Raw genomic sequence first — 25697 nt, 5'->3', positions numbered from 1 at the left:
TCGGTGCCCAGCAAGTTCGACGGCGGAGACTTCGGCGATGTGCCGGCCTGGGCCCGAACCCTCCTGGAAATCCTCGGCATGTCCTGGCCTGCCGCCAACCAGCACCGGTTCCGGCGGCTGGGCGAGGACTACGACCAGGTGGCGCGGAAGTACGCGGACACCCCGCAGCTGATCGCCGACATCGAGAAGCAGATCCGCCAGCACTTCGACATGGGTGCCGCGGAACAGTTCCGCACCAGCATGAAACCGCTCACCGACGGCTCGCCCAACCTGCTGGAGGAGCTGTCCACCGGTGCCAAGGGCATCGCCGACGGCAGCCGCAAGATCGCGCTGCAGGTGGAGTACGCCAAGTACTCCGCGATCGGCCAGCTGTTCCTGCTCGCCTACGAGATCGCCATGGAGTACGCGCTCTCCGCGATCACCGGCGGCGCCTCGCTGGCCAACCTCACCTGGCACTACGCCGCCACCCGCCAGTACCTGATGGCGATCTTCAAACAGCTCACCAGGGTGGCCACGCTGGAGGTCTTCATCGGCGTCTCCGGCGGCCTGATCATCGACGCCGTGGTGCAACGCCTGCAACGCGAACGCGAGTCCTGGGACACCGAGGCCACCATGCAGACCCTGCTCTCCGGGGTCATCGGCGGTGTCATCGGCGGCACGGTCGGCGAACTCGGCGAGGCCCTCGGCCGCAAACTCGGTGGCCTGCTCGGCAAGGACTACAGCAAACTCGCCACCGACGACCTGAAGAAGTCGGTCAAGGACCTCGACCTCCCCGGCGCCGACACCTGGCTCAACGACCTCGGCCGCACCCTGTCCGACCGCGCGGGCAAGGAACTCGGCAACCCCGCCACCGCGTTCACCAAGCAGTCCATCGAGAACTTCGCCAAGCAGACCGGCGACCGTTTTGTGGCCGCCTTCGGCAAGAACCTGGGCGAGGACACCGCGCGTCAGCTCGGCCGCGACTACGCGAAGTCCTTTGTGGACAACTGGGCGCGCCATGGCCTTGACGGAACCCCTGCCTTCCGCAACAGCCTGCGCGATGTCCTGGCGCCACAGTCCGGCAAGCTCGGCAAGGACGCGGTGCGGTTGCTGTCGCAGGAAGTGCCGGATGTACTGGCCCGCAACACAATCGACCACCTGGGTGGGAACCTGGCGGCGAAGGCGGCCATGTACAGCACGATGTTCCTGGCCGAGGGCGTGTCGGGGGTCATGACGATGGCGGTCATGGCGCAGATCGACGGGCAGGAGGTGGGGGCGGCTGAGTATGGGATGGGGTTCCTGAGCGGCACGGTGATGGGTGGGATCGGGCACGGGATCGAGCATGTCGGGACGAATGCGCTGGATTCGGTGGTGAATGCGGCGAAGGAGAAGCTTGGGGCGTTGACGGGGGGTGTGGCGGGGCTGGGGGCTGCTGCGCAGGCGGTGGGGGCTCCGGTTGGGGTGGAGAACAAGGGCGGCACGGCGACCGCGGAGGGCAAGCCGGAGTCGAAGGCGACGAACGCCGGTGGGCGGGCCGTCGCCGAGACCAAGACGGGGCAGGGCGAGACCCGGCCCGCACCGCCGCGCACCACCTCGGCTTCGCCGACCGCCTCCGCCTCGACTGCTCCGGTCACGACGACCTCTTCCGCTCCACCCGCCAAGGCGACCGCCGCTGCCCCAAGCGCCACCGGCACGTCGTCGACCAAGGTGATGGCCGGTGGCGGGGTTTCCGCCCAGCCGCCGATCGTTCCGACTACCTCCACCCCGGCTGCCGCCACTGGTTCGCCGCCCACGGTGACGACCGGTGGTGGGGTCTCCGCTCAGTCCTCGACCGTTCCGACTATCGCCACCGGTCCGCCGTCCACGGTGACGACTGGTGGCGGGGTCTCCGCCCAGCCCTCGACCGCCCCGACCGCCGCCACCAGTTCGCCGACCACGGTGACGGCCAGTGGCGGCAACTCCGACCAACCCTCGCCGACCACCGGCGTCCTGACGGCCGACTCCACCACGCCCGCTCCGCCGCTCACCCCCACGAGTGACCTCACCGGTGAGTCACCGATTGATCCCGCCACCCCGGCGGCCGAGGTCGCTTTCCAGCCCGGCCCCACTGACGCGACGACCCTGCTGGCCACCGCGGAACTCCCACTCACCATCCCCAGTACTCCCGAGCTGTCCACAATGGACCACATTGCAACCAAGGTGCCACGCACCCTGCAAGCCCGGCAGGCGCGGGCGGCCCGGACCGCGAAAGCCCTGCGGGACGCGGAAGTCGGCGCCCGGAACCAGGCCCGGCGGGCCGAGGAGTTGCTTCGGGAACTGGATGTGTCGCTGGACTGGTCCGCCGCGGTGGCGGCCGCCGGGATCCGGACCTCTGACGGGACCGCCGGTCATCACCTGCGCGCCGCGGATCGGAACGCGGAGGCGGCGCGGCGGCGGTTGGCGGTCGCCGCGGGTGCGGACCGGGAGTCGTTGAGTGCCGAGGTGGTTCGGACCCAGGTCGAGTTGCGGGCCGCCTGGTTGGGTTTTGTCGAGGGCAAACGGGATGCGTGGCGGGCGGCCGAGGAAGCGGTGGACGCCGAGTCCGCCCGGCTGGCCACTCCGCCGAGCGGTCCCGAGGATGCGGCGTGGCGGCACAGCCGGGTCACCACCGCACCCTGGTTCGCCGTGGACAAGCCGTTGGACCCCACCGCTTGGGAAGGTCAGCGGGCCACCACGCCGCGCCGGGCGGTGGACACCGAGACCGCCGATGTGCTGACCACGCTGTTCAGCTCGGCGGACAAACGGTACACAGGGCTGATCCGCTACGGCGTCAGCCGGTTCGAGGTTGACGGCCGCGGGGTCACCGAGTTCACCGTGCCGATCAACCTGGTGCCCGGAGCAGGTGTCGGTCCGGATCAGCTCGACCAGCTTCGCGTCCGCGCCCAGACCGGCCTGGACACCCTGATCAACCAGCGTTACGGCCTGCCCAACGGCGACCAGTTGCACGTCCGGGTCGAGTTCACTGCCAACCCGGGCCTCGACGGGCACGACGTCCTGGTCGACCCCGGGCAGCGCACCACCCAGACCACCTGGCAGCCGAGTGCGACCGCGGTGGACCTGGCGCATGAGCTGATCCACTACCTCGGGCCGGGGGACGAATCACTTGACCCGGACCGGGTTTTCCTGCGGCGGGCCGATGACGGTGCCGGGGCGGTGGTGACCGGTGATCGCAGCCTGATGGGTGGGGATGAGGGTGAGCTGCGGTTGTTGCCCCGGCATGCCTGGATGATCCACCGGGTTCTGCTGGACCAGGTGGGGTTGGCGCGGCTCACAGATCCGGGGCAGGACGCGTTGCCGGGGGCGGCGGGTGCTGAGCGGATGGTCACCAGGCCGGCGCCGGGGTCGCTGCCGGGAGCCCTGGTCGAGTTCGATTCGAAGTCGGATTCGCCTGGCCCGCAGGCGATCGCCGGACTGGTCGAGCTGGCCGACCGGCTGGTCGGGCGGGTGGTGGAGATCCGGGTCGAGGGCCGGGTGGGGAACAACCCGCGGGCGCAACTGGCGAGGCAGCGTGGTCAGCAGCGGCTGGATGCGGTGGTCGCGCGGCTCGCGGGGTTGGTGGCGGACCGGGGGATCGCGGACCGGGTGACGATCACGCCGGTGCTGGCCGAGGGGCCGGGGCGTGGGCTGAGTCAGGATCGGGGCGGGGCTGAGTTCCGGGCTCGCCGGACGGTGTCGGTGTCGGTGCTCGACCGTGGCCCCGTCGCCGCGACCACGGCCGTCACCACCGAGCCCGCGACCACGGTTGAGCCGATCGTCGATGCCGCGCCCGAGGTCGTCGAGCCCGCCACCGATGCCGAGCCGGTGCCCGACCTCGTCGAGCCGCCGGTCCCCGACGCGGGTGCCGACTACCCCACCGCGGCCGCCTTGATCACCGACCTGGTCAACGCCGTCCGGCCCGAGCCCACCCCGCACGACCTGCTCGGCCCGGACCTGTTCGACCTGCGCACCGCGTCACCCCCGCCGGACTTCCTCGCCGGACTCGACCAGACCACCCTCACCACCGGCCAGCTGCTGCAACTCCTGGAGACCCTCAACCTGACCCTGGACGCGCCGCCCGACGCGCTGACCGGCGACACGCTGGACGATCCCGCGGACTGGGTCATCCCTACCGAACGGTCGGTAGACGCGCTGACGCAGTGGGCGCCGGGTGTGGTGCCGCCGTTGCCCAATCCGAGTGAGCTGCCCGCGTTGCTGCACGCGATCTGGTTGGGTGGTCCGCTGCGTAACACCGGGCACATGGCCGGTTTCCGGCGGAACTACGGCGCGGCCGCGAACGGCTACGCCGAGTACTACCGCGCCGTGCTGTGGACCGATGTGCCGAGGGCCCGGTTCGAGGCGGCCGGACAACCCGGTGCACCGGCCGAACTCGCCGAGGTCAGGGACATGCTGGACTGGGCCAGGGACAACCAGGTCCGGCTGGTCAACGTGGACGAGGTGTTCAACTCCGCCGCGCCCATGCGGTTGCAGCAGTACTACCGGGTGGAGACGGGCAAGCAGATCGGACCGGGTTACGCCGCGGCCAGTGACATCCTGCGGCTGGAGGTGCTGGACCGGTTCGGCGGCATCTACAGCGACGGCGACAACCTCTTGGAGGACCTGGGCGAGGTGGAGGAGATCGCGGCCTCGGCCGCGGGCTTCGCGGTCAACAAGGACAGGGAGGGCAACACCGGCAACTCGGCGTTCGTGCTGCCGCGCGATCACCCGTTCGCCCGGCTGTACCTGGCGGCGGTCGAAGAGAACTACGGCCGCCACCAGCACGAGCTGTTCCCGGCGGAGATCGCGGGCTGGGCGCCGGGGTTCTTCGACAGCGAGATCGGGCGGGTCAACCGCAACTCGGTGATGTGGCGCACCGGCCCCAACGTGCTCACCGGCCTGGCCGGACAACTGGGTTATACCAACGGGATCGCGGACTACCCCGCGCTCACCGGCATCGTGATGAACAGCGCCGCGAGCTGGCTCCGGCCACTGCCCGCGCCCGCCCCGGAACCACACCGCGAGCACACCCTGGACCTGACCAAGAAGATCGTGCAGACCCTGGTGCGCGACATCTACAACCGGGACGGCGACCTGCACCTGACCGCGGTCGAGGAGGCGGTGGGCAAGCACCCGCGGCCGGATCTGGTGTGGCAGGCGGTGCTGGGGTTCCTCGCCGGTCAGCCCGAGTTGGCGGAGCGGGTGCGGCGGGTGACCGACGGCCGGTTCCGGGATGGCGCGCGGCAGGAGGTCGGCGTGCCGACGGCGGCGATGGCGTTGCTGGATGTCACGCCGGACACGGAGCAGACCTGGCTGGGGGAGTTCTCCCGGGCGGCGAGGTTCCGCTCGGTGCCGAAGACGCCCGGATTCCCGCTGACCACAACGGCATCGGACCCGGCGACAACACCGGACACGGCATCGGACACCGCCGCGACTTCGGACATCGCCGCGCAACAGCCGCCCGCGGCCGCGCAGTCGCCGGAGACCGTGCCACCGATCGCGCCTCAGCCTCAGCCCGGGTCGCAGACCCAGACCGAGCCCCAGACCGAGCCGGAGTCCGCCGAAACCCCCGCCACCCCACCCCTGGACCGCGCGCGGATCTTCGCCGACGAGTCCTGGCGGCACAGCGACCGCGACCTCACCCACCCCGACGCCACCTGGGCCACCCACGCCAACCCCGTCCCCGCCACCCGGATCAACGCCGTCCGCGACCAGGTCCCGCCCCACCGCCACCGCGCCGAATCCGGCGGCCTCACCGACAACAGCGTCATCACCATCGAGAACGGCGAACCCCGCTTCCACCTCAGCACCTGGCAAAGCCCGGTCGGCTACGAGACCCGGCGACTGAGTTTCGGGCCCGGCCAGGTCGTGCAGGACCGCACCTTCCGGCTGCATCTCAACAACCCCGGCGGTTACGACCTCACCGCCTTCAAAGAGGCCGCCCGGGACGGCAATGACCAGTTCTGGAACCGGGGATTCGCGTTGCCGCGCGGGGATCAGCTGCACGTCAACATCGAGTTCACCGACGATCCGGCCCAGGCCACCGGCGTCATCACGGTCACCGCGCCGGGCACCCCGGCCAACCAGCTCAACATCCCCCTGGACGCCACCTCGGCGCAGTTCGCGCACGAGATCGGCGGGCACTTCGGCGGGCTGGACGACACGTATCACGAAGGACCGCAACAGAATCCGAGCATCTTCCAGCACCACCGGGGCAAAACCGTCCGGCACCTGGACGGCACCACCTCGATCGTGGGCCGGGGGCGGATCGTCAACGACGACAACATCATGGGGCAGCACGCGGCCCAGGTCACCCCGGCCAACCTGTGGCTGCTGGACCAGCGCGGGCCGAGTCCGGAGGTCATCACCCCGGCCACTGTCGGGCCGGACGACCGGGTCGCCGCGCCGCCGGTCAACCCGAACATCAACGGGCCGGTGGGCAATCCGGGGCGCAACCTGCTCAACAAGCCGCGGTTGTTCGGGATCGCCGAGGTGGAGCGGAATCCGATGACCGGCGCCGACACGGTCCCGCTCGGCATCTCGCTGCCCACCAAGAAGGGCGACGAGTCGGTGGCCAGGATGTGGGCCGAGAAGACCACCACCCGGCCGGTCCGCGCGTACAACACGCTGCACCCGAATTCGCCCGCCACAACGCATCCGGCGCCCTGGGACAACGAGGATCCCGCCCGGCAGCCGATTTTCGTCTACCTGCACGCCGGTCCCGAGCGATTCAAGATCAGGACTACCGGCGGCACGTTCCGGGTGGACGGCGCGACCCTGGCCGACGCGGTGCTGGCCGATCCGGACTTCCGGCAGACCGCCCAGGACCGTCCTGACGCGCCGATCGTGTTGCTGGCCTGTGAATCCGGGCAGCTGAACGCGCCGGGCGGGGGTGGCTACGACTTCCGCCGGGCGCTGGTGGAGCGGGGGCATGAGCGGCAGGTTTTCGCGCCCACCCAGACCATCAACCTGGTGCCGGTCTTCGCCGCGATCAACGTGGACAAGGGCGGGGTGTTCGTCGAGATCGCCACCCACCCGGCCGACGCGGTCAAGATCCCGGGCTTCCCGGCTGCGTTGCCGGACAACGTGATCGCCTTCGCCAAGGGCTCGCGCGCACTGGACGCCGAGGCGATGGCCGTGCTCGAACGGTTCGCACAGCGGGCCGTGGGGCAGGCGCGGATCCGGCTCACCGGGCACGGCAACGCCGTGTTCGGGGGCGTGGACACCGGCAGGGCGCGGGCTCAGGCGGTGTCGCTGGCGTTGCGGCCGCTGGTCGGTCCGGCGCCGGTGATCGAGGTGGCGGCGGAGCGGAATGCGTTGCCGCCGTTGGTGTCCGGCGATCCGGCGGTACGACGGCGCTCGGTGACCATGGCGTTGATCGAACCCGGCCGCGAGCCCCGCCCGCACCTCGACCTGCGTGAGGGTGAGGAGGTCACGGACTGGCTGTCGCGGACCGCGGTGCTGCTGGGCGAGGCCGCTGATCTCTGGGCTGACTCACCGTTGCTCGCGCACGTGCGGACCAGCCTCGCCGCCGGTTCGGGGCGGCTCAAGGAGATCACCCTGCGGCTGTCGGTCGATCCCGGTGGCCCGGCGCCCAGACTCGGGCGACTGCTCGGCGCACGGGGGCATGCCTGGGTGGAATTCGTGCTGCCGCAGGGGCGGGGGAGCGAGGCGATCGGGTTTCACCGGCAGGGGCCGCGATTCCAGGACCTCGGGCACACCGCGACCGCGAGCTACGAGGTGCCGGTCGCGGCTGAGGATGCGTTGCTGGCCTTCGATTTCGCGTTGCGGCACCTGCGCACCCCGCATCGTGTGCTGTCCTTCAACTCGGTGGACTTCGCGCGTGGCCTGTTCCAGCACGTCTCGGGGCTGCCCGCGCCCTCGGCGGGCTGGCTGGCCAACGGGCCGGACGACCTGGGCAGGCGGTTGCGCGAGCTGGCCGAGTCCGGACCGGCCGCCGAGGTCGAGCGGGTGCCGCCGCACGTGGACGCGATCGGCTTCGAGCTGGGACAGGACACGGTGCTGGCCGCCGTGTTGCCGCCGCTGGACCGGTTCGCCCGCGCGGTGCTCACCGAGTCGATCGATCCGCCGCCGCGGATCCAGATCGTGCTGACCCACGGCGACAACACGGCCCTGGCGGCCCCGCGCGCACAGCAGCTCACCGCCGCGGTGCGCACCGCGCTGACCACTGCCGGATCCAACCTGACCGGCATTGACGTGCAGACCGTGCACGACCCCGCCGCGACCGTGGATTCCGCCACCGTGCGGCTGATCCGTCCCGAACCGCCCCGGCCCGCCAGCACGCCGATCATCCCGGCGGGGCAGTCGGTCAAGGCTTGGCTGGATGGTCAGGCGATGCTGAACCGGCCGGTGCGCAACGCGTTCATCAACACCCTCAAACGCACCGCGCTCGTCGACGCGCTGGAACAACTGCGGCTGCTGGGCGCGGACCGGCCGGTGTTCCGGCTGCGGCTCAAGACCGAGCGGCGGGACCTGCCTGCCCAGGACGTCGGTCACGCCTGGGCCGAGATCAGGGACCCGTTCATGGGCGTTACCGTGCTCGATCTGATGCCCGCCCAGTCTCTCGGTGTGCCCTGGGCGGCGGTGCCGGGGGAGGTGCGGGCACTGAGTCAGGAGGACCATGAGGCCACCTTCACCGCCGAGTTCCCGGCCAGTGCCAACGACATCATCCGTGGCCTGGACACGGTGCTGTCCCTTGTGGAGGATCAGTACCAGCTCACCCGGCACAACTGCACCCACTTCGTACTGGCCCTGCACCAGGCCGTGATCGGCGCGCCCGCCCCGTACGCGGGCCGCTGGATCCAGGGCCCCACCGACCTGGAACGCACCCTGCGCGCCCAGACCCCGCACCTCATTGCCCGCCCCGGTTTCCCCACCGGTGAGGTCCCGGCCGCTCTGCCCCGCCGCGAGAACCCGTTGCGGGTGACCGAACTGTCGCGAAACCCGTTGTCCGGCAACGAATTGACCACCGTGGCCGAGTTCTCCCGGCTCGCCGGGACGGGCAACCTCACCCCCGAGACGCCGGACCTCGGTGACGCTCCCGACCTGCTCGCCGCCGCCCTGGACACCCCGGGCGAGGTCGAGTTGAAGCGCCGGGTACGTGCCCTGGCCGTCGACGCGCTGACCCTGTCCACGCTCGTCCCGTCCCGCGACAACACGCTCAGTCTGCTGTCCCCGCAACGGCTCCAGACTTTGCTGACCGACCTCACCGAGGCCGTCCACAATGGACAGGATCCGATCGCCGCGGCCGGACTGGACTACGACCCTGGCGCGCCACTGCCGCGCAGGCTGGTCGAACTCGGCCTGCTCGACGTGCCACCGGCCCTGCGTGACGCGCTACGGGCCGACCCGCTGTTCCAGGACCTGCTGCGCAACCCGGATGCCCTGTCCGAGGCCCTGTTCGCCGCCTCGGGCGAGTTCACCGCGGCCTTCGACACCGCCACCCAGCACGGCGTGCCGCCGATCCGAACCCTGACCCGGCTCGGCCAGGCGGTGCCCGGACTCACCGACATCCTCAACCAGGCCAACGAAACCGAGGAACGAGCGGCTCGCTGGGCGGTCGGACTGCTGCTGTCCGCCCCGGTCCCCATTGATCCCGCACTGCGCGCCGTGGTCGGCGGAACGCCCGGACCGGCGACTCGTCCGGCCGGTGGTTCCTGGGCCCGGGAGCACGCCGTCCGGGAGTGGTGGCGCTCATCCGATCCGGCCGTCACCCCCGACCACCGTGTCACGGATCCGTTGTCCTGTCAGGACATCCAGCACCTGCGCGACCAGACCCCGCCGCTCCGCGTCAGCTCCGAGGACGGCGGGCTCACCCGAGGCGGTCGGCCGTGGCACGGCCCGATCGGCTACGACCTGCGGCACCTGGAGGTCGCCGGTCGCCGGGTGCGGCTGCACACCGTCCGGCTGCACCTGGAAGGCCCGCATACCCCGGAGTTCCGCGCCAGGGTCGAAGCCGCGGCCGACCGCTACCTCAACCAGGGCCACCGCCTGCCCAGTGGCGAACAGTTGCTCGTCGAGGTCGAGTTCACCGACCGCGCCGACGCGCACGGCGTCGTCCACGTCACCAGCCCCGGCACTCGCGCCGACCAAACCCACTGGCCCGCGGACGCCAGGGAGATCGAGTTCGCCCACGAACTCGGTCACTTCCTTGGCCTGCACGACGAATACCTGGACGACATCGACGATCCGGCCGTCTTCCAGCACCGCGCGGGCGCAGGCCGGGTCGCCACCGGACCCGGCCTGATGACCGCGGCCGCCACCACCGGCGAAGCCGTGCTCGAACCCCGCAACCTGCACCTGCTCTGGGACCGCGCGAACAACCTGCTCGGCGAAAACCCGTTGCCCACAAAGGAATCCGTCACCGAACCGGGTCCGGGCTTCCTCGCCTCCACCGCCGACGAACGCGAGTTCCGCGCCCATCCGGAACTCGCCGACTACCTGCCCCAGGTCGCCGAGGTGCTGGCCCGGCACCCGAACCTGGCCGCCACCGGCGAGGCCGAACTGGCCGCCGTCCGCGCCTACACCGACACCCTGTCCCCGGCCATCGACAACCACTTCAACGGCAAACCCGCACCCGCCTACACCGAACCGCTGATCCGCCTGCTGTCCTCCGCCGTCACCCGGCTGCCCACCCGCTTCACCGGCATCGCCACCCGCTGCCAGATCATGGACCTGGCCGAGGCCCGCGCCTTGTTCGTCAAGGGCAGCGTTTACACCGACCGTGGGTTTTTCCGGGCCAGGGCAGGCGAACTACGCCTGTTCCCGACCCGTCAGGTGATCGTCACCGCCCAGGTGCACAACGGCGCGTACCTGTCCTCGGTGTCCCGCTTCGCAGGTGAACGCGAGGTCCTGCTGCCACCCGGCACCCGGTTCACCGTCGCCAGTGCCAGGGAGAGCAACGGTCAGCTGGAGGTGACGCTGCGCCAACTCGACCCCACGCCGACCCGGATCCACCCGCCGTACCAGGGATTCCCCGGCCCGGTGGACACTTCGGACTTCATGGAGAACCAGCTCTCGATGATCCGGTTGCTCGGCGAGGACCCGGAAATCGAGGTCTCCCTGGCCACGGGGGACACCCGCGCCTTCCGCGACGAACTGGGCCGGGCCCGCCATCGACTGGCAGGACGACCGGCCGCGCCCGCGACCATCGAGGTCAGGGCCTGGCGATCAGCGGCTGAGCTGGACGAGTACCGGCCGGGCCGGGTTGTCACCGAACCCAGGGTGCTGATCGGCGGCGGGACCGGCGGCAATGTCCGGTTCGTCGTGCAGGCCAACGCCGCGCACACCGTCGAGGAGCGGATCGTGGTGGCGCCAGGGAAGTCCTTCCGGGTCAACGAGGTCGAGCGCTCGGCGGACTGGACGGGGATGACCGTGATCCACCTGTCGGAAACCACGCCGGACCAGGAGATCACACCCGACCCGGCCGCCACCGCGACCAACGCCCCCGCACCCCCGGCGGCCCCGCATACCGAACCGGACGCGCCCACCCGGCCCGCCGGTCCGACCGCATCCGTCGCCGCCGAGCCTGCCGTGCCGTCCTCGCCGGTCGCCACTGAGTCCACTGTGGACACAACCCTCGGCGCTGCCGTCTTCGACGCCCTCGTCCCCCGTCCGGCCCCCATCCCCACCACCCCGCTCGACGGCAACCGCGGCATCCGCCTGTCCGACCCCACCCTCCCCGACCTCCCCACCCACGACGGCTACTTCACCTTCCTCGCCCACGGCGACTCCACCGGCAATCCCTTGCACAACAACACCCCCCTGACCCCACGCACCGTCGCCGACCTCCTGCTCCGCGCCCACCGGGACGGCCACTGGGACGGCGCGAAACCCCTCCTTTTCGCCTCCTGCGGCGCCGGCCAGGGCGGCCGTGAATCCTTCGCCGCCAAGGTCCTCGCCGAACTCCGCGCGCACGGCATCACCGCCGAGGCCCTCGCCCCCAACGGCCCGGTCTACTTCGTCCCCGGCGGCACCGGGCAGCTCATCGTCGCCAGTGGGGTCGGCGTCGACGCCACCGGCAGGCCCGCGTTCGAACCGGGCGGCACCTGGGTCCGGCTGGCCAACGACCAGGTCGAAACCCTTGGCGCGCAACTTGATCCGGAGCCAGCGGAACTCCCGGTCAGTGATCTGGACGGGGCCGTGCGGCTGGGGATCACCGCCGAGGAAGGCGCGCTCTACCGGCATCCGGACTACCTCGCCAGGGTCGCCGACTACGAATCCGCGCTGGGCGCGCATTTCTTCCACGATCCGGCGGCCACCACCGAACTGCGGAACACCTTGCAGCGCCTGGTAAGCCTGCTGCCCAGGGCCACCGGGCCGGAGTTGTGCGCGCGGTTCGCCGGTGGGGATCCGACCGTGCTAGGCGAGCCGGATCGCGGGCTCAGCACGGCTCAACTCGCCCAGATCGCCGCCCAGGGCAACCAGCGGGAGCTGGCGGCCGCCGTGCTCAACGTGGCCTTCCAAGGCGGTCGACTGAGTCTGGCCGGGGTGCTCAACCCGATCATCGGCACCAGGAACTGGGCTCTCGCCGAGCGGCTCGGGCTGGATGTGGACTGTCTCAAGGCGCAGGCCGAGCACCGGGAACGGGGCATCGAGCACGTGCTCGCGGTGGTCCGGGAGGCGGATCCGCACCAGGCCGTGCCCTCGGCCTGGCCGTCGGGGCAGGATCGGGCGGCCAGGGCACTGGAGATCGCACAGCTCATCCGGCCGCTGCTCACCAGGGCCGAGGGCTGGGAAGCGGACGCGGGGGCCTTCGCCGCGGACCTGTGGCGCACCACCGAACTGGCCGAACCCGACTGGCGCCCCGGCCGCCTGACCAGCGCCGATCTGGACGGGAGTGGGGTGGTGCCGAGTGCGAGGGAACGCCAGGGCCTCGATGACGGGACCCTGCGCTGGGTGCCGCGCCCGGCCAAGGTCGAGCTGGACCGGGACACCGCCCGGCACCACCTGGCGCAGGCCCGCGGGATCCGGCTGACCGGCGGGGCGGCGCTGAACGTGGCCAAGGCCATGTACGCCTACCGACTGGTCGGTAGAGACGCGGGAGATCCGGAGCGGTTCCTGCACGGGCTGCTCGGCTGGTTGCTGCCCACCGGCGAGCACTCACTGCACGAGGTGCTCACCGCGGCCGCGGTCAGCGGCAGCTTCCCCGCACTCGGCCGCACCCTCACCGAGGACGCCGCGATCCTCTACCGCGAGCTGCCCGGCCTGACACCGACCGACCGGGCCCAGCTCGGCAGGCCGCCGCACGAACAGCTCTACCTGCACCTGGCCCGCACCGGCGGACTCGGCGAGGCCCGGCCGCACCTGCTCGGCGACTCCGAGTGGCGGCGGAACAACGTCGGCCAGGAACACCCGACACCGGATCCGCACCGGCTGGCCGGGAGCTGGTTGCTGCGGCACGACCTCACCGCCGAAGCCCTGCTCGACCGGCTGGGCCTGGCGCACTTCCTGGCCTTCTCCCTCTACACCGACACCAGCTTCCCGCTGATGAACGCCCTGCTCCGGGCCCCGATCGGGCAGCGGCAGGTGATGGCGGTGCAGCTGACCAACATGGTGCGCAACCGCCAGCCCGACGCCTGGCCGATGGCCCTGCAATCCGATCCGGTGGTGGCGCAGCTGCTCAACCAGGCCGTCCCGGCGCTGGACAGCCCGGACTGGCCCGAGTTCATCAAACCCGTGCTGGGCAGGGTGAACGCGCACCTGGACCCGCTGATCAACGAGATGTCCCTGCACTGCCACCTGCTGATGGACGCGCTGCGGCTGCTGCCGCCCGCACTCGGCCAGGTCTGGCGCGGCGACTTCTCCGTCGGCGACACCGGCACCTGGTACGGCCGCTGGCTCTCGCCGATCCTGGGCCGCACCGACATCACCTTCACCGAGTTCACCAGCACCAGCCGCGGCAAGGCCACCGCGATCAACTTCGCCACCGCCAAACCGGCCACCGCACTCGCTCACCCGGTGCTGCTCAAGATCGAGACCGCCGGGGCACACGGGCACGACATCGCGCCGTTCTCCGCCGTGCCGAACGAACAGGAGGTGCTGCTCGCCCCCGGCGCAAAGATCACCGTGAGCAAGCGGCACACCGTCCAGTTCGCCAAGGGCGACGTGCTGGAGACCACCGCCACCGAACAGGGCCCCAGCCTGGCTTTCCCGAGCGGCACAACCGAATCCGAGCGACGGCGGATCCGCGCCAGGTCCTTGGACGGGCTGACCCGGCTCAACAACGGCGTGCCGGTGCGCGAATCCACCGACCTGACCGGACTCGCGCCACGCATCGGCGTCACCGGCCCGGACCACGGCAGGCACGTCTGGGGCCTGACCACCCTGCTCGCCGCGATCGACGGCCCGGCCCGCGACCTCAGCCTGGACCGGCTGACCGCCATGCGCGCGCTGGTCGACCTGGGCACGCCGCGGTTCGTGCTCGCCGAACAGTCCGCCGAGGGCGTCAAGCGCCTCAACGAACTCGCCCGCCGGGTCTGGCCCCTGGACGCGCTGCGCTTCACCGACGAGGGCCTGGACGGTCCGCGCCGACTCCTGGACCTTGCCGCCGACCTGTTGGCACGCAACGAGAACGTCACTGTGACCGACCTGGACCGGCGCTGGCGGGCCCAGCACCCCGAGTCCGATCCCGACCAGCAGCCGATGCCCGCCCAGGCACCCCCGCCGGACGCCCTGGACGACCTGATCCTCCAGCACGCCAACGACTTCGGCGGCCAGCGGGTGCTGCTGGACGACCCCAGCCTCACCCCGGAGCAGCGCAACGCCTTCACCAAGGCCGTGCTGGCCATCCCGCCCAGCCAGACCTACTTCACCCTGCTCGTGCACAACACCGGACAGGGCGGGCTCAACGTCGGCTGGAACGGCATGCCGGTCACCGGCTCCCGGCTCGGCCGCCTGCTGATCACGTTGAAGGACAACGGTCTCTGGGACGGGCAGCGGCCGATCCGGCTGGTCTCCTGCGCCGCCGCGCTGGGCACCGCCAACTCGGTCGCCGCGGCCCTGGCCGAACGCCTGCACCAGCACAACCTCAGCACCGGCGACTCGCTGCGCGCCGAGGTCTACGCGCCCACCGGACCGGTCTGGTTCCTGCCCACGGGCAGCACCGGCGAGCTGATCGCCGGTCCGGCCGTCGGCGCCGACGCGATCGGACCGGCCTACGTGCGGGGCGGCAACTGGATGTGGTTCCGGCCCGCCCCCAACGGCGACATCCTGCACACCAAGATCGGCGCCTACCTGGCCGAACACCACCAGCCACCCGGCGAACTGCCCGCCGGACTGCACCAGGTCGCCGATTCCGCCGTGCTCACCGACATTCCCGGCACCGTGGCCTTCGGCGGCGAGCTGTACCGCGACCCCGGCTACCCGGACCGGGCGGAACGCTTCGAGGACGCCATCGGGCAGCACGCCTACCACTCGGTCGGGGCGATAGCGGCGGCGCGGGCCGGACTGCACCGGCTGCACCAGGTGCTCAGCCAGGCCCACCCCGACCGCGCCGACGTGCACCGGGCCTTCCTCAAGGGCGATCCCGGCTCGGCCGGGCAGCTCGGCCACCTCACCGCCGAGGGCTTCGCCGAGCTGATCGGCACCGGCAACCTGCGTGAGCTGATGACCGCCTTCTACAACGCCGCCTACTTCGCCGGATCCCCGCTCGGCCTGCAACCACTGCTGAACACCTTGGTGCGCACCGAGAACTGGGACCGGGCAAGGGAACTCGGCCTCAACCTGCCCGCGCTGCGCGCCCAGGCTGCCTACCTCAACGGCCCGCTGCGCCCGGTGCTGCACCGGCTCGCCGGGGTGGTGTCGGAGACCCTCGGCCGCACCTTCGACCTGGACGTCTTCGCCGGTGGCAACGTGCTCGCGGCCAGCCCCGACTGGCTCGGCGCGGGTGGCGAGTACCTGACCAGCCTGCGTGCCCGCCGCAACGGCGGCCCGGACCGCCGGCTGGACGCCCGGTTCACCCGCACCCCGCGTGAGCTGCGCGAGCTGGGCATCGAACTCAGCCAGCGCGAACTCGACTACCTGCTGCGTAACCCCGGCCTCTCGCCGCTGCTCGGCCTGGTCTCCCCACTCGGCGACCCACTGCCCGGTCACTCCGGCCCCGAACTCCCGCTGAGCTGGGTCTCCGGTCAGCAAGCCCTCGATCTCGACACCACCTCGGCCTGGCACCGGGACCGCACCGCACAAGGGTTCCGGCTCATCGCGGGGGTCTCCGGCACCGCGGCCAAGATGGCCAATGCCGCACTGCTGCTGGGGATTCCCGGCCAGGACCCGGCCGCGTTCACCCAGGCGCTGCTCGGCTGGATGCTCACCGGCCGGGACCACTCCGCCTACGAGATCCTGGCCGGGGCCGGACTGGTGTTCCCACTGCCCGGGGTGGACCTCGCCGACGCGGCGACCATGTACCGCAGCCTGCCCGGCATCAGCCTGGCCGAGCTGCGCGCCCTGCCCGGCACCGACGGCCTGCTGCCGCACGAGGCGGTGTACCTGGCGCAGGCCGACCCGGCCGAGGCGACCGTCGCCCGGCACAGCCTGGCCCGCTTCCGGGACGTGGCGGGGGAGCCGGCGGTGCGCACCTGGCTGGCCCGCAACGACCTCACCGCCGCGGACGTCCTGGCACTGCTCGCACCCGCGCACGTGGCCGCCCTGCGCGCCTACCGCGGCCCGGCGCACCAGACGATCACCGCGCAGCTGCGCACCGGCGGCCCGGACCGGCACGCCCAGCTGGTCCGCGAGGCCCTCGCGCTGCTGCCCCCGGTGCGCGGCACGGTCTGGCACAGCGGCCCGCGCACCGGCCCACTGCAACCGGGCCACGGCGTCACCCGGTCCCGCCAACGGGCCGAGGAAGCCTTGCCGCCCAACGGAATGCTGCTCCGAGCCGAACTCACCGGCCGGGCCGCCAAGGACATCTCGATCTTCGCCGGAGCCCCCGACGAGGTGCTGCTGCCGCCGGGCACCCAGCTGCACGTCACCCGCCGCGAGCAGCTGTCGGAGCACCTCCTGGTCGAGACCGCCGAACCCGAACCGGAGTTCCCGCCGCCCGCCGACCCGGACCACCGCACCGCCCGGCAGCGGGCCGACCGGGTCCGCACCGCACTGTCCGCGCTCACCGGCTCGGCCCCCGCCGACCGCGCCGACCTGGCCGGACTCGCCAGGCAGCTCGGCGTCGGCCACGCCCGCCCTGCCCTGGACGCGGTGTGGGCAGGCCAGTCCCGGCGGCAGGACGGCCTGGCCGCCTGGCGGCTCGGCCTGCTCGCCGACGAACTCACCGGACCACTCACCCTCGACCGGCTCACCGCTGTGCGCCGCAGCACCGACCTGGCTGGCGGCATCAGCCGCGACCACCTGGCCGACCTGCTGCGCGACCTCGACCACCGGCCGGCCGGTGCCCCGGTGCACAACGAGGAGCTGAACCGCCTGATCGAGGTCGTGCAACGGCTCAAACGCCCCGGCACGGCGGTGCCCCTCGACGACCTCAGGACCTCCTGGCCCTACCTGTTCCCGCGCTAAGCCAGCGGTCACCAGCCCGACCCACACCCCGCCGGCGTGTTGGCCGTTCTCGTACCCAGTGTTGGCCGAACTGGTACACCCTCCGGCCAACACACCGTCCAGAACGGCCAAGACACCGTCCAGTTCGGCCAACACACCGTACGAGAACGGCCAACACGGTGGGGTGGGGAACTGCTGATCGGTTCTGCCTGTGCTCCTGCGTGGTCTGGGGTGGGGTGGTGGGGTGTGCTGGTGGGGTGACCACTGCTGCGGAATTTGTCCTGGCCAGGGTGTTTGATCATGTGGACCCGGTGAGCGGTCCTGGGTTCGCCGTTGACCATCCTCGGGTGGCGGATCCTGTTGAGGGGCAGGCCATCGCTGACTATCTGGACAGTGGCACTCCGGTGCTGGTGACGCCGACGCTGCTGGACGATGTGCTCGATCCGGGGCGTACCGCGGTGGTGCCTGTCAACTTCTTGACAGACGGACGATGGGTGTGGACGGACACCATCACCTACTACCTTCAGCGGCACGGACTCCTCCCGGAGCCGGAGTTGCTCGCGCACCTTCGGACCCAGGGCCCGGCCGCCGCCCCGGTGGCGGCCGAGACCGTGCACCGCGCCGTCGGTTTTGTGCTCACACCGCGGGCGAGCTGACCAGGGTAGTTTTCCCGTCATTTCGGCGTTACACTGGTTTCACAAATATTCAAGTTATTATTCCGGCTGCCCAAAAGGGCGGCCAAAAGGTCGTGATCCGCTGTCTGCGGGGTCAGTCCGGCCAAAGTGCCCACGGACTGTCGGTGGTGGCGATTATGTTGTGGATCTCCGCCCGGCGCCCGAATGTGTACGACAGTTTTTCGTTTCGGGACGCCTGAAGTCTGTTTGTTTCAGACCATCGACGTGTGTTGCCGAAGCGAAGGGCCCACTGTGACCGTTGACGTCTCCGACCGCACCGCCGTACGCCCAACCAGCGCGGGCTTCGGCCTGGAGCTGCCCGCGGGTTCGACCTCATGGCCGGTCCTGCTGGACCGGGTCGACCAGCTCTCCGCACGCGAGCTGGAAGTGTTCCTCCGCCTCGGCAGTGGTGCGTCCAATCGGGCGATCGCGGGCAGGCTGGGCGTGACCGAGCGGACGGTCAAGGCACACGTCGCCCAGGTGATGGCCAAGCTGCTGGTGGAGTCGCGGCTACAGGCCGGGCTGGTCTCGCTGATGTTCCAGCTGACCTTCGACGACGCCCTTCCGGGGGTGTCCACAAATTGCGGCCACCCGGCCCAGGGCTGCCGGAACCGCTATTGAACCAAAGTTCTATTGAGCCGGAGTCGGGTCTCCGGTCAGGCTTAGTCAGATATTTGCGGAGTCACGCGAGTGGACGGGGGTCTCTTGGGATGCGTTCCTACAGTTCCTATATTGCCGGTTCGGATTACCCTGGAGATTCCTGGGTCTACACCATCAACGCCAACGCATTCCTCAACGACTTCATGTCGAACCTGAAGGTCAAGCGCGAACTGGAACGCGGCAGCCGCGACGACGGGGCCGAACTGCCCAACGTCACCGCCCGCTGCGCCGTGACCAGCGACGAGCACCTGCAGGAAGCCCTGGTCAAGGCCAGGGAGGCGGCCCCGGTCTGGGGCGCCTTCCCGCTGGAGACCCGGCTGCTGCTGGCCCAGCGGGTGCAGGAGGAGGTGACCCGCAGGCGCGAGGAGTTCATCGACGTCCTGGTCGCCGAAGGGCACCCGCGCAAGCTCGCCGAATGGGAGATCGCCGGCATCCAGCAGGCCGCCACCAAGGAGAACCTGGACCTGTGGCGCAGGCAGCTGCACGAGGAGCACCAGGTCGGCCCGCGCAAGCTGCGACTGGTGCGCAAGCCCGACGGCGTCGTGGTGCTGAGCCCGCCGCAGAACGCGGCCGCGTCCAACTCCTTCCTCGGCGTGCCCGCACTGGTGGCTGGCAACGCGCTGGTGGTCAAGGCCCCGCGCAGCTCGCCCTACGGCGTGATGTTCGGCTGGCGGGAGATCGTCGCGCCCATCCTGGAGGAACTCGGCGCCCCGCCCGGCACCCTCAGCCTGGTCTGCGGCCAGCCCAAGAAGATCATGGGCCAGTGGCTGGACAGCCCACTGGTCGACGACATCTTCTTCTTCGGCGGCAGTGAACGCGGCATCCAGCTCGGCCAGGAGGCGGTCGCCCGCGGCAAGAAGCCGATCCTGGAGCTGGCTGGCAACGACGGCGTGCTGGTGTGGAAGGACGCCGACCTGGACCTGGCCGCCGAGGCGCTCACCGAGTGCTTCTTCGGCTCCGGTCAGATCTGCATGGTGCCCAAGTACGCCATCGCGCACCCCGACATCGCCGACGCGCTGCTGACCAAGCTGACCGCGCTGGTCGCCAAGATCCGCCCCGGCTACCCGGACGACCCCGAGGTGCTGCTCTCCCCGGTGATGCGGCCGGATGAGTACTTCGCCTGCCTCAAGGAGGCCGTCGCCGCAGGCGCCGAGGTGATCACCGGCGGGCACCGCCTGGAACTGGACGGCTCCGCCACCGACACCGGCCCGTTCATCGCCCCGACCGTGCTGCGGGTGGACGGCCTCGACGGCGCCCGCGAGCTGACCGCGGTGCGCGAGGAGACCTTCTTCCCGCTGCTGCCCATCGTGGTCCCCGAGACCGACGACGGCACCCTGCTGGATGCGGCCATCGCCTTCCTCAACGCCAACCAGTACGGCCTGCGGAACTCCTTGTGGGCCAAGGACCCCGAGGTGATCGAGGCGGTGGCCAACCGGGTCAACACCGGTGGCCTGCTCAAGGTCAACGACTCGCACATCGGGTTCGTGCCCTACCTGGCCAGCCACGGCGGCACCGGCCTGACCGGCGGCCCCTTCGGCGAACTGAACTACCCACTGCTGCGCACCTCGCACCTGCAGGGCATCAGCATCGCCGAGGGCGTGCAGCCGCGCCTGGCGGTGTTCGAGACCGGAGCCGCACCGGAGGCGACTCGATGAGACTGCTCGACCAGGAACGCCAGACCTGCGAACGATTCCTGCCCGGTCTGGACGGCAAACTCGCCGCGATCCCGTTGCTGGACCTGGAATCCCCCGGCGGACCCGGCATCGAACTGTTCCGTGCCGCCGGCGGTCCCGGACTGCTCATCCCGGCCAAGCACAACGGCGGCGGGGCCACCGCGGTGGACGCGGTCCGGGTCACCAGGGCACTGGCCGCGCGCTCGCCCTCGCTGGCCGTTGCCACCACCATGCACCAGTTCTCCCTGGCCAGCCTGGTCGCGCTGGCCGAGCACAGCACCGGCTTCGAGTGGATGCTGCTCGACGGGGTGGCCACCGACCAGCGGCTGATGGCCTCCGGATTCGCCGAAGGCCGTACCGCGCAAGGGATCCTGGCCCCGACCATGAAGGGCGTCTGGGACGGCACCAACTGGCGGATCAGCGGCCGCAAGCAGCCGTGCAGCCTGTCCCGGTCGATGGACCTGCTCACCGCGAGCGTGGCCCTGGAACAGCCCGACGGCAGCACCGTCACCGCGATCGCGATGATCCCGGCTGCCTCACCCGGCATCTCGGTCACCCCGTTCTGGGGCTCCTGGGCACTGGCGGGCGCGGAGTCGGACACGCTGATCCTGGAAGACGTCGAGGTGCACCCCGACCTCATCGTCGAACTGCGCACCGGCCTGGACGGCGAGCTGGACGACCTGCAGACGCTCGGTTTCGTCTGGTTCGAGCTGCTGGTCACCGCCTGCTACCTGGGCACGGTCATGGCACTGGTCGAACGGGTGCTCGACGCGGAGAAGGGCACCCCGCACGAACGACTCGGGCTGGCCATGGCGGTGGAGGGCGCCGCGCTCACCCTCGACGGCGCGGCCCGCAACCTGGATGAGGGCGACGCCGGCAACGACGGCCTGGCCCGCGCGCTGATCACCCGGTTCACCATCGCCGACACCATCCGTTCCACCGCGGCCACGGCGGTGGAGCTGTTGGGCGGCATGGCCTACATCCGATCCTCCGAGGTCGCCTACCTCTCCGCGGCCGTGCACGCCATCGGCTTCCACCCACCGTCCCGGCACAGCTCGGCCGACGCCCTGCTCGGGTGGTTCTCCGGGCGTCCCGTCGTCCTCGACTGAGACCCCAGGGAGCCACATGTCCAGCACCAGCACCGAACCCGGCTACCCGGAGGTGCTCGACCTCTACCGCAAGAACCTCTCCCGCGGCCGGGCCAAGATCTCCGAGGTCTTCGGCACCCAGATGGAGATGTCCTCGCGCGGGGAGTGGATCGAGACCTCCGACGGCGGCCGCTACCTCAACGCCGGCGGCTACGGCGTGCTCATCCACGGCGCCCGACACCCGCACGTGGAAGCCGAGGTCATCCGGCAGATCCAGACCAGCCCGATCGCCTCCCGCATCCTGCTCGAACCGACCGCGGCGCGGGCAGCGCAGGCACTGGCCAGGGTCACCCCGGAGGGCCTTGAGCACGTGCACTTCGCCGGCTCCGGCACCGAGGCCACCGAGGCCGCGCTCAAACTCGCCCGCACCCTGGGCAAGACCCGGCTCATCTCCACCGTCGGCGGCTACCACGGCAAGACCTTCGGCGCGCTCGCGGTCACCGGCAACGACCTGTACCAGGCCCCGTTCCGGCCGCTGCTGCCCGATGTCAGCCACGTGCCCTTCGGCGACGCCGCGGCACTGGCTAGCGAACTCGCCAAGGGCGGCCCGGACGCCTGCGTCATCCTCGAACCCATCCAGGGCGAGGGCGGCGTGCGCATCCCGCCCGCCGGTTACCTCGGCGCGGTGCGGGCGCTCTGCGACGAGCACGGCGCACTGCTGGTGCTGGATGAGATCCAGACCGGCATGGGCAGGCTCGGGCACTGGTGGGGCGCCGACCGCGAGGACGTCACCCCGGACATCCTGTTGGCAGGAAAGGGACTCTCCGGCGGGATCGTGCCGGTCTCGGCGATGATCGCCACCCCGGCGGCCTTCCGCGCGTTCAACCGGGACCCGTTCATCCACACCTCCACCTTCTCCGGCGCGCCGATCGCGATGGCCGCGGCCCGCGCCGCGATCGAGGCCATCGAGCAGGACGGCCTGGTGGAACGGGCGGGCAAGGTGGGCGAGGTGCTGCTCACCGGCATGCGCGAGATCGTCGCCCGCCGCTGCCCGCAGCTGGTCACCGAGGTCCGAGGGGTCGGCCTGCTCATCGGCGTCGAACTCAAGGGCGCGGGCCTGGCCGGTGCGCTGCTCTCGGAGATGGTCAACCGGCACCTGATCGTCAACTACTCCCTCAACGCCGGCGCCGTGCTGCGGTTCACCCCGCCCGCGGTGATCAGCGAGGAGGGCATCGAGTTCCTGCTTTCCGCCTTCGACGGCGCCTGCGCCGAGGTCGCGGCGCGCTACCCGACCGCCGACTCAGTAGGAGCGAGCTGACGTGCGTCACGTAGAGATCCATTCCCTGATCCGGGACACCGACCCGGACACCGTCTTCGACACCCTCGCCGACTTCAGCCACTACGCCGAACTCGTCGACGTGGTGCGCAAGGTGGAGATGCACCGCAGCGACGGCGGGCCCTCCTACAGCAGCTGGGTGGTCGAGTTCCGCAACGGCCTGCTGCAGTGGACCGAACAGGACTGGTTCCGCCGCGAGGAGATGCGCCTCGACTTCATCCAGACCGAGGGCGACTTCGAGGAGTTCTACGGCGGCTGGGTCCTGGAACAGACCCCCGAGGGCATCAAGACCGCGCTGATCGCCGACTTCGACTTCGGCGTGCCCTCCCTGGCCAGCATCGTCGAACCGGTCGCCGAACGACTGCTCACCGACGTCGTGCAGCTGGTGCTGATCGGCCTGTTCGGCGACCGGGTGGAGTTCCCCAAGGACGCCCCGGTCCCCGTCCGCGCGGCCGCCGTCCCGCTCTGAGCGCGTCCCGACCAACCACCACCACCCGCTGGAGGAAATCGATCATGAGCACCGACCGGTCCGCGGAGGCCCTCTACGCGCACCACAGCGCGCCGAACACGGTGCCGCAGGGCAAACTGCTCACCGACCTCGCCCCGCGCAAGATCTTCCGCGCGGCCCAGATCATGTTCGCCAAGAACACCTTGTCCCGCAAGCGGTTGCCGGTCCGGCTGGACCTGGAGGAGTACCGCAACCCGGAGTACGTCTACGACACCGACTCCACCGAGAAGGTGGAGAAGCAGCTGCTGGACGTGCCGCTGACCGCCGACGGCATGCGCTGGATCCACGGCCGCACCGAGGTCTACTTCTACGGCGTGCGCACCGTCGACATCGACTACGACGACTTCGTCTCCAAGGTCGAGATCAGCCGGGTCGGCGACTGCTTCAAGGACGTGCTCGGCATCAACACCCAGGTGCTGCACCGGGACGCCGAAGGCAGGCCCACGCTGCAGATCGAGCGGATCGCCGCACTGGCCCAGCCGACCTACACCGCCTTCCTCGGCAAGGACGAGCTGGACGTCTACAAGCTGGAGTTCGCCGAGTACGGGCCGGACGAGCAGCGCAACTGGATGCGCACCGTGTGCAGCCCCAACCTGTCCACCTCGGTCGACGACAGCTACATGGCGATCAGCCGGATCCCCGGCTCCAACCACACCAAGGTCGTCTTCGTCGCGCACCAGGTGTTCCCGCGGCCGCGGATCATGCAGATGTTCGGGCTGGACCGCTGGATCTGGTTCCGGGACACCCTCACCGAGGCGGCCTACCGCTCCTTCTGGAACACCACCTACGGCAACCTGCTCCGGGTCTACGAGGGCAAGGAGATCGCGATCGGCCGCCCCGGCAACGGCGAGAGCACCGGCGTCCCGCGCGCGGTGAAGCTCGCCGGGGTCGCCCTGGCCGGTCTGTACCTGCTGCGCCGCACCCGCCGCGCCAAGCGCCGCTGAGCGCTCCCACGTCGAGCTGAGAGGACGGAGCCCGCGATGGACTATCCGTACGCGTTCCACATCGCCCTGGATGGCAATGGCCTCAACGGGCTGGAAGGCCGGGCCGGGGTCTGCGTCTTCCGGTACGACCCGGTGAGTGGGCGCTACGCCTACAACGTCGAGTACTTCGACGGCATGGCCGGTGGACACGCGGTCAGTGTCAGCCCGGACAACCGGGTGGGCTTCCTCGGCAGCACCGGCCAGCACCTGATGTTCTACGACGCGCAGACCCTGGAGGAGGTGCAGCGCATCTCCACGCTGCGCTTCGAGCCGACCGACTCCTCCATCAAGGGCAGCACGCACGTCGCCTGGATCAACGACACCCAGGCCGTCGCCGCCATGGGCGACGGCCTGTGGCTGTCCGATCTGGAACGTCTCGACAAGGCCGAACGGCTCGGCGACCACGGCGTCAAACTGCCGCACGCGATGAAGACCTCCGCCTCCGGCCGGTACCTGGTCTACGGCGGCATGGACCACCCGGGGCGGGGCGAGGCGTGCGAGGTCGGCATCTTCGACCTGCACACCCGCACCGCCCGCCGGGTGCAGCTGCCTGCGACCTGCTGGCACGTGGTCTGTCACCCGGTGGAGGACCGGTTCTACGCGCTGTCCTTCCGGGTGCAGCCGCAGGACGGCCGGGACTGGCACGAGTGGAGCATCGCCCAGTTCAAGGAATACGCCTTCGAGGTCGACGCGGAGACCGGCCAGGTGCTGCGGCACTGGACCGCGGGGCACGACACGCCCGCGCACATCAACTCCGACGTGTGCATCTCCGACCGCGAACTCATCTACTGCAACGGCGCCAGCGGCACCATCGTGATGATCGACCTGGACAGCTTCACCAACTACCGGGTGCTGGATGAGAAGCCCAGCCTGCGCAGCAAGCTGCGTGCCGGACGGCAGGTGCTGCGCACCGCGGTGGACACCCTGACCAGGGGATCCTTCGTCACCGGTGGCCACCACTACCTGCGCGCGCTGCGGGTGTCCAGGGGCGCGATGATCGACTCGGTCTACGCCTGCCAGCTATCCGCCGATCAGTCACTCTTGTTCACCGCGAACCGGGGACTGAACACGATCACGGTATACAACTATCCGGAGAACACCGTTCGGCTCCAGGTGCGGATGCCTGAACTCCAGGAGTTCGACACCGGGCTGCGGTGGTGGAGCGATCCCCGGCTCGGCTTCCACCACAGCACGCTGCTCAGCCCACCGGCGAGCCGAGCGCGCTAGCTGCCCGGTTGGTGTCCTGAGTTCCTTTCCACACGCACCAGGAGTCCCA

The 25697-nt window shown here is 70.6% G+C and carries 9 protein-coding genes; all 9 read left to right on the top strand.

The window, feature by feature from the left end; translation table 11 throughout:
- Positions 1-3: 3 nt before the first annotated feature.
- The 9 genes from HNR67_RS37815 (at position 4) to HNR67_RS37775 (ending at position 25648) form a co-directional block, all read left to right on the top strand.
- Positions 4-17520, top strand: coding sequence for a WXG100-like domain-containing protein (locus tag HNR67_RS37815; protein ID WP_185007962.1), 17517 nt, complete (start codon positions 4-6; stop codon positions 17518-17520).
- Positions 17521-17846: 326 nt separating this feature from the next.
- Complete coding sequence (locus HNR67_RS37810; RefSeq protein ID WP_246492686.1) at positions 17847-18155, top strand: hypothetical protein; 309 nt, start codon at positions 17847-17849, stop codon at positions 18153-18155.
- Positions 18156-18425: 270 nt separating this feature from the next.
- Positions 18426-18794 carry a helix-turn-helix domain-containing protein gene (locus HNR67_RS37805; RefSeq protein ID WP_185007958.1) on the top strand — a complete coding sequence of 123 codons (369 nt, stop codon included), beginning with the start codon at positions 18426-18428 and terminating at the stop codon, positions 18792-18794.
- Between the two features lie 89 nt (positions 18795-18883).
- On the top strand, positions 18884-20488 hold the full coding sequence (locus HNR67_RS37800) for an aldehyde dehydrogenase family protein (RefSeq protein WP_185007956.1): 1605 nt from the start codon (positions 18884-18886) through the stop codon (positions 20486-20488).
- Positions 20485-21615: an acyl-CoA dehydrogenase family protein gene (locus HNR67_RS37795; protein WP_185007954.1), complete on the top strand. Its 1131-nt coding sequence runs from the start codon at positions 20485-20487 to the stop codon at positions 21613-21615. Before HNR67_RS37800 ends, HNR67_RS37795 begins: the two co-directional genes overlap by 4 nt.
- A gap of 16 nt (positions 21616-21631) precedes the next feature.
- On the top strand, positions 21632-22912 hold the full coding sequence (locus HNR67_RS37790; protein WP_185007952.1) for an aspartate aminotransferase family protein: 1281 nt from the start codon (positions 21632-21634) through the stop codon (positions 22910-22912).
- A 1-nt stretch (position 22913) separates the two neighbouring features.
- On the top strand, positions 22914-23399 hold the full coding sequence (locus HNR67_RS37785) for a type II toxin-antitoxin system RatA family toxin (RefSeq protein WP_185007951.1): 486 nt from the start codon (positions 22914-22916) through the stop codon (positions 23397-23399).
- A 44-nt stretch (positions 23400-23443) separates the two neighbouring features.
- Positions 23444-24382, top strand: a complete 939-nt coding sequence (locus tag HNR67_RS37780; RefSeq protein ID WP_185007949.1) for a hypothetical protein — start codon at positions 23444-23446, stop codon at positions 24380-24382.
- Positions 24383-24418: 36 nt separating this feature from the next.
- Positions 24419-25648: a hypothetical protein gene (locus HNR67_RS37775; RefSeq protein ID WP_185007947.1), complete on the top strand. Its 1230-nt coding sequence runs from the start codon at positions 24419-24421 to the stop codon at positions 25646-25648.
- Positions 25649-25697: the final 49 nt, after the last annotated feature.

It is taken from the genome of Crossiella cryophila (assembly GCF_014204915.1).
Taxonomy (GTDB): domain Bacteria; phylum Actinomycetota; class Actinomycetes; order Mycobacteriales; family Pseudonocardiaceae; genus Crossiella; species Crossiella cryophila.
The sequence above is the reverse complement of the archived record's forward strand: the minus strand, read 5'-3'. Positions and strand labels throughout refer to the sequence as shown.

Coding starts and splice junctions, on each gene's coding strand:
- HNR67_RS37790 (WP_185007952.1), top strand. CDS start 21,632: ATGTCCAGCACCAGCACCGAACCCGGCTACCCGGAGGTGCTCGACCTC.
- HNR67_RS37775 (WP_185007947.1), top strand. CDS start 24,419: ATGGACTATCCGTACGCGTTCCACATCGCCCTGGATGGCAATGGCCTC.
- HNR67_RS37795 (WP_185007954.1), top strand. CDS start 20,485: ATGAGACTGCTCGACCAGGAACGCCAGACCTGCGAACGATTCCTGCCC.
- HNR67_RS37780 (WP_185007949.1), top strand. CDS start 23,444: ATGAGCACCGACCGGTCCGCGGAGGCCCTCTACGCGCACCACAGCGCG.
- HNR67_RS37800 (WP_185007956.1), top strand. CDS start 18,884: ATGCGTTCCTACAGTTCCTATATTGCCGGTTCGGATTACCCTGGAGAT.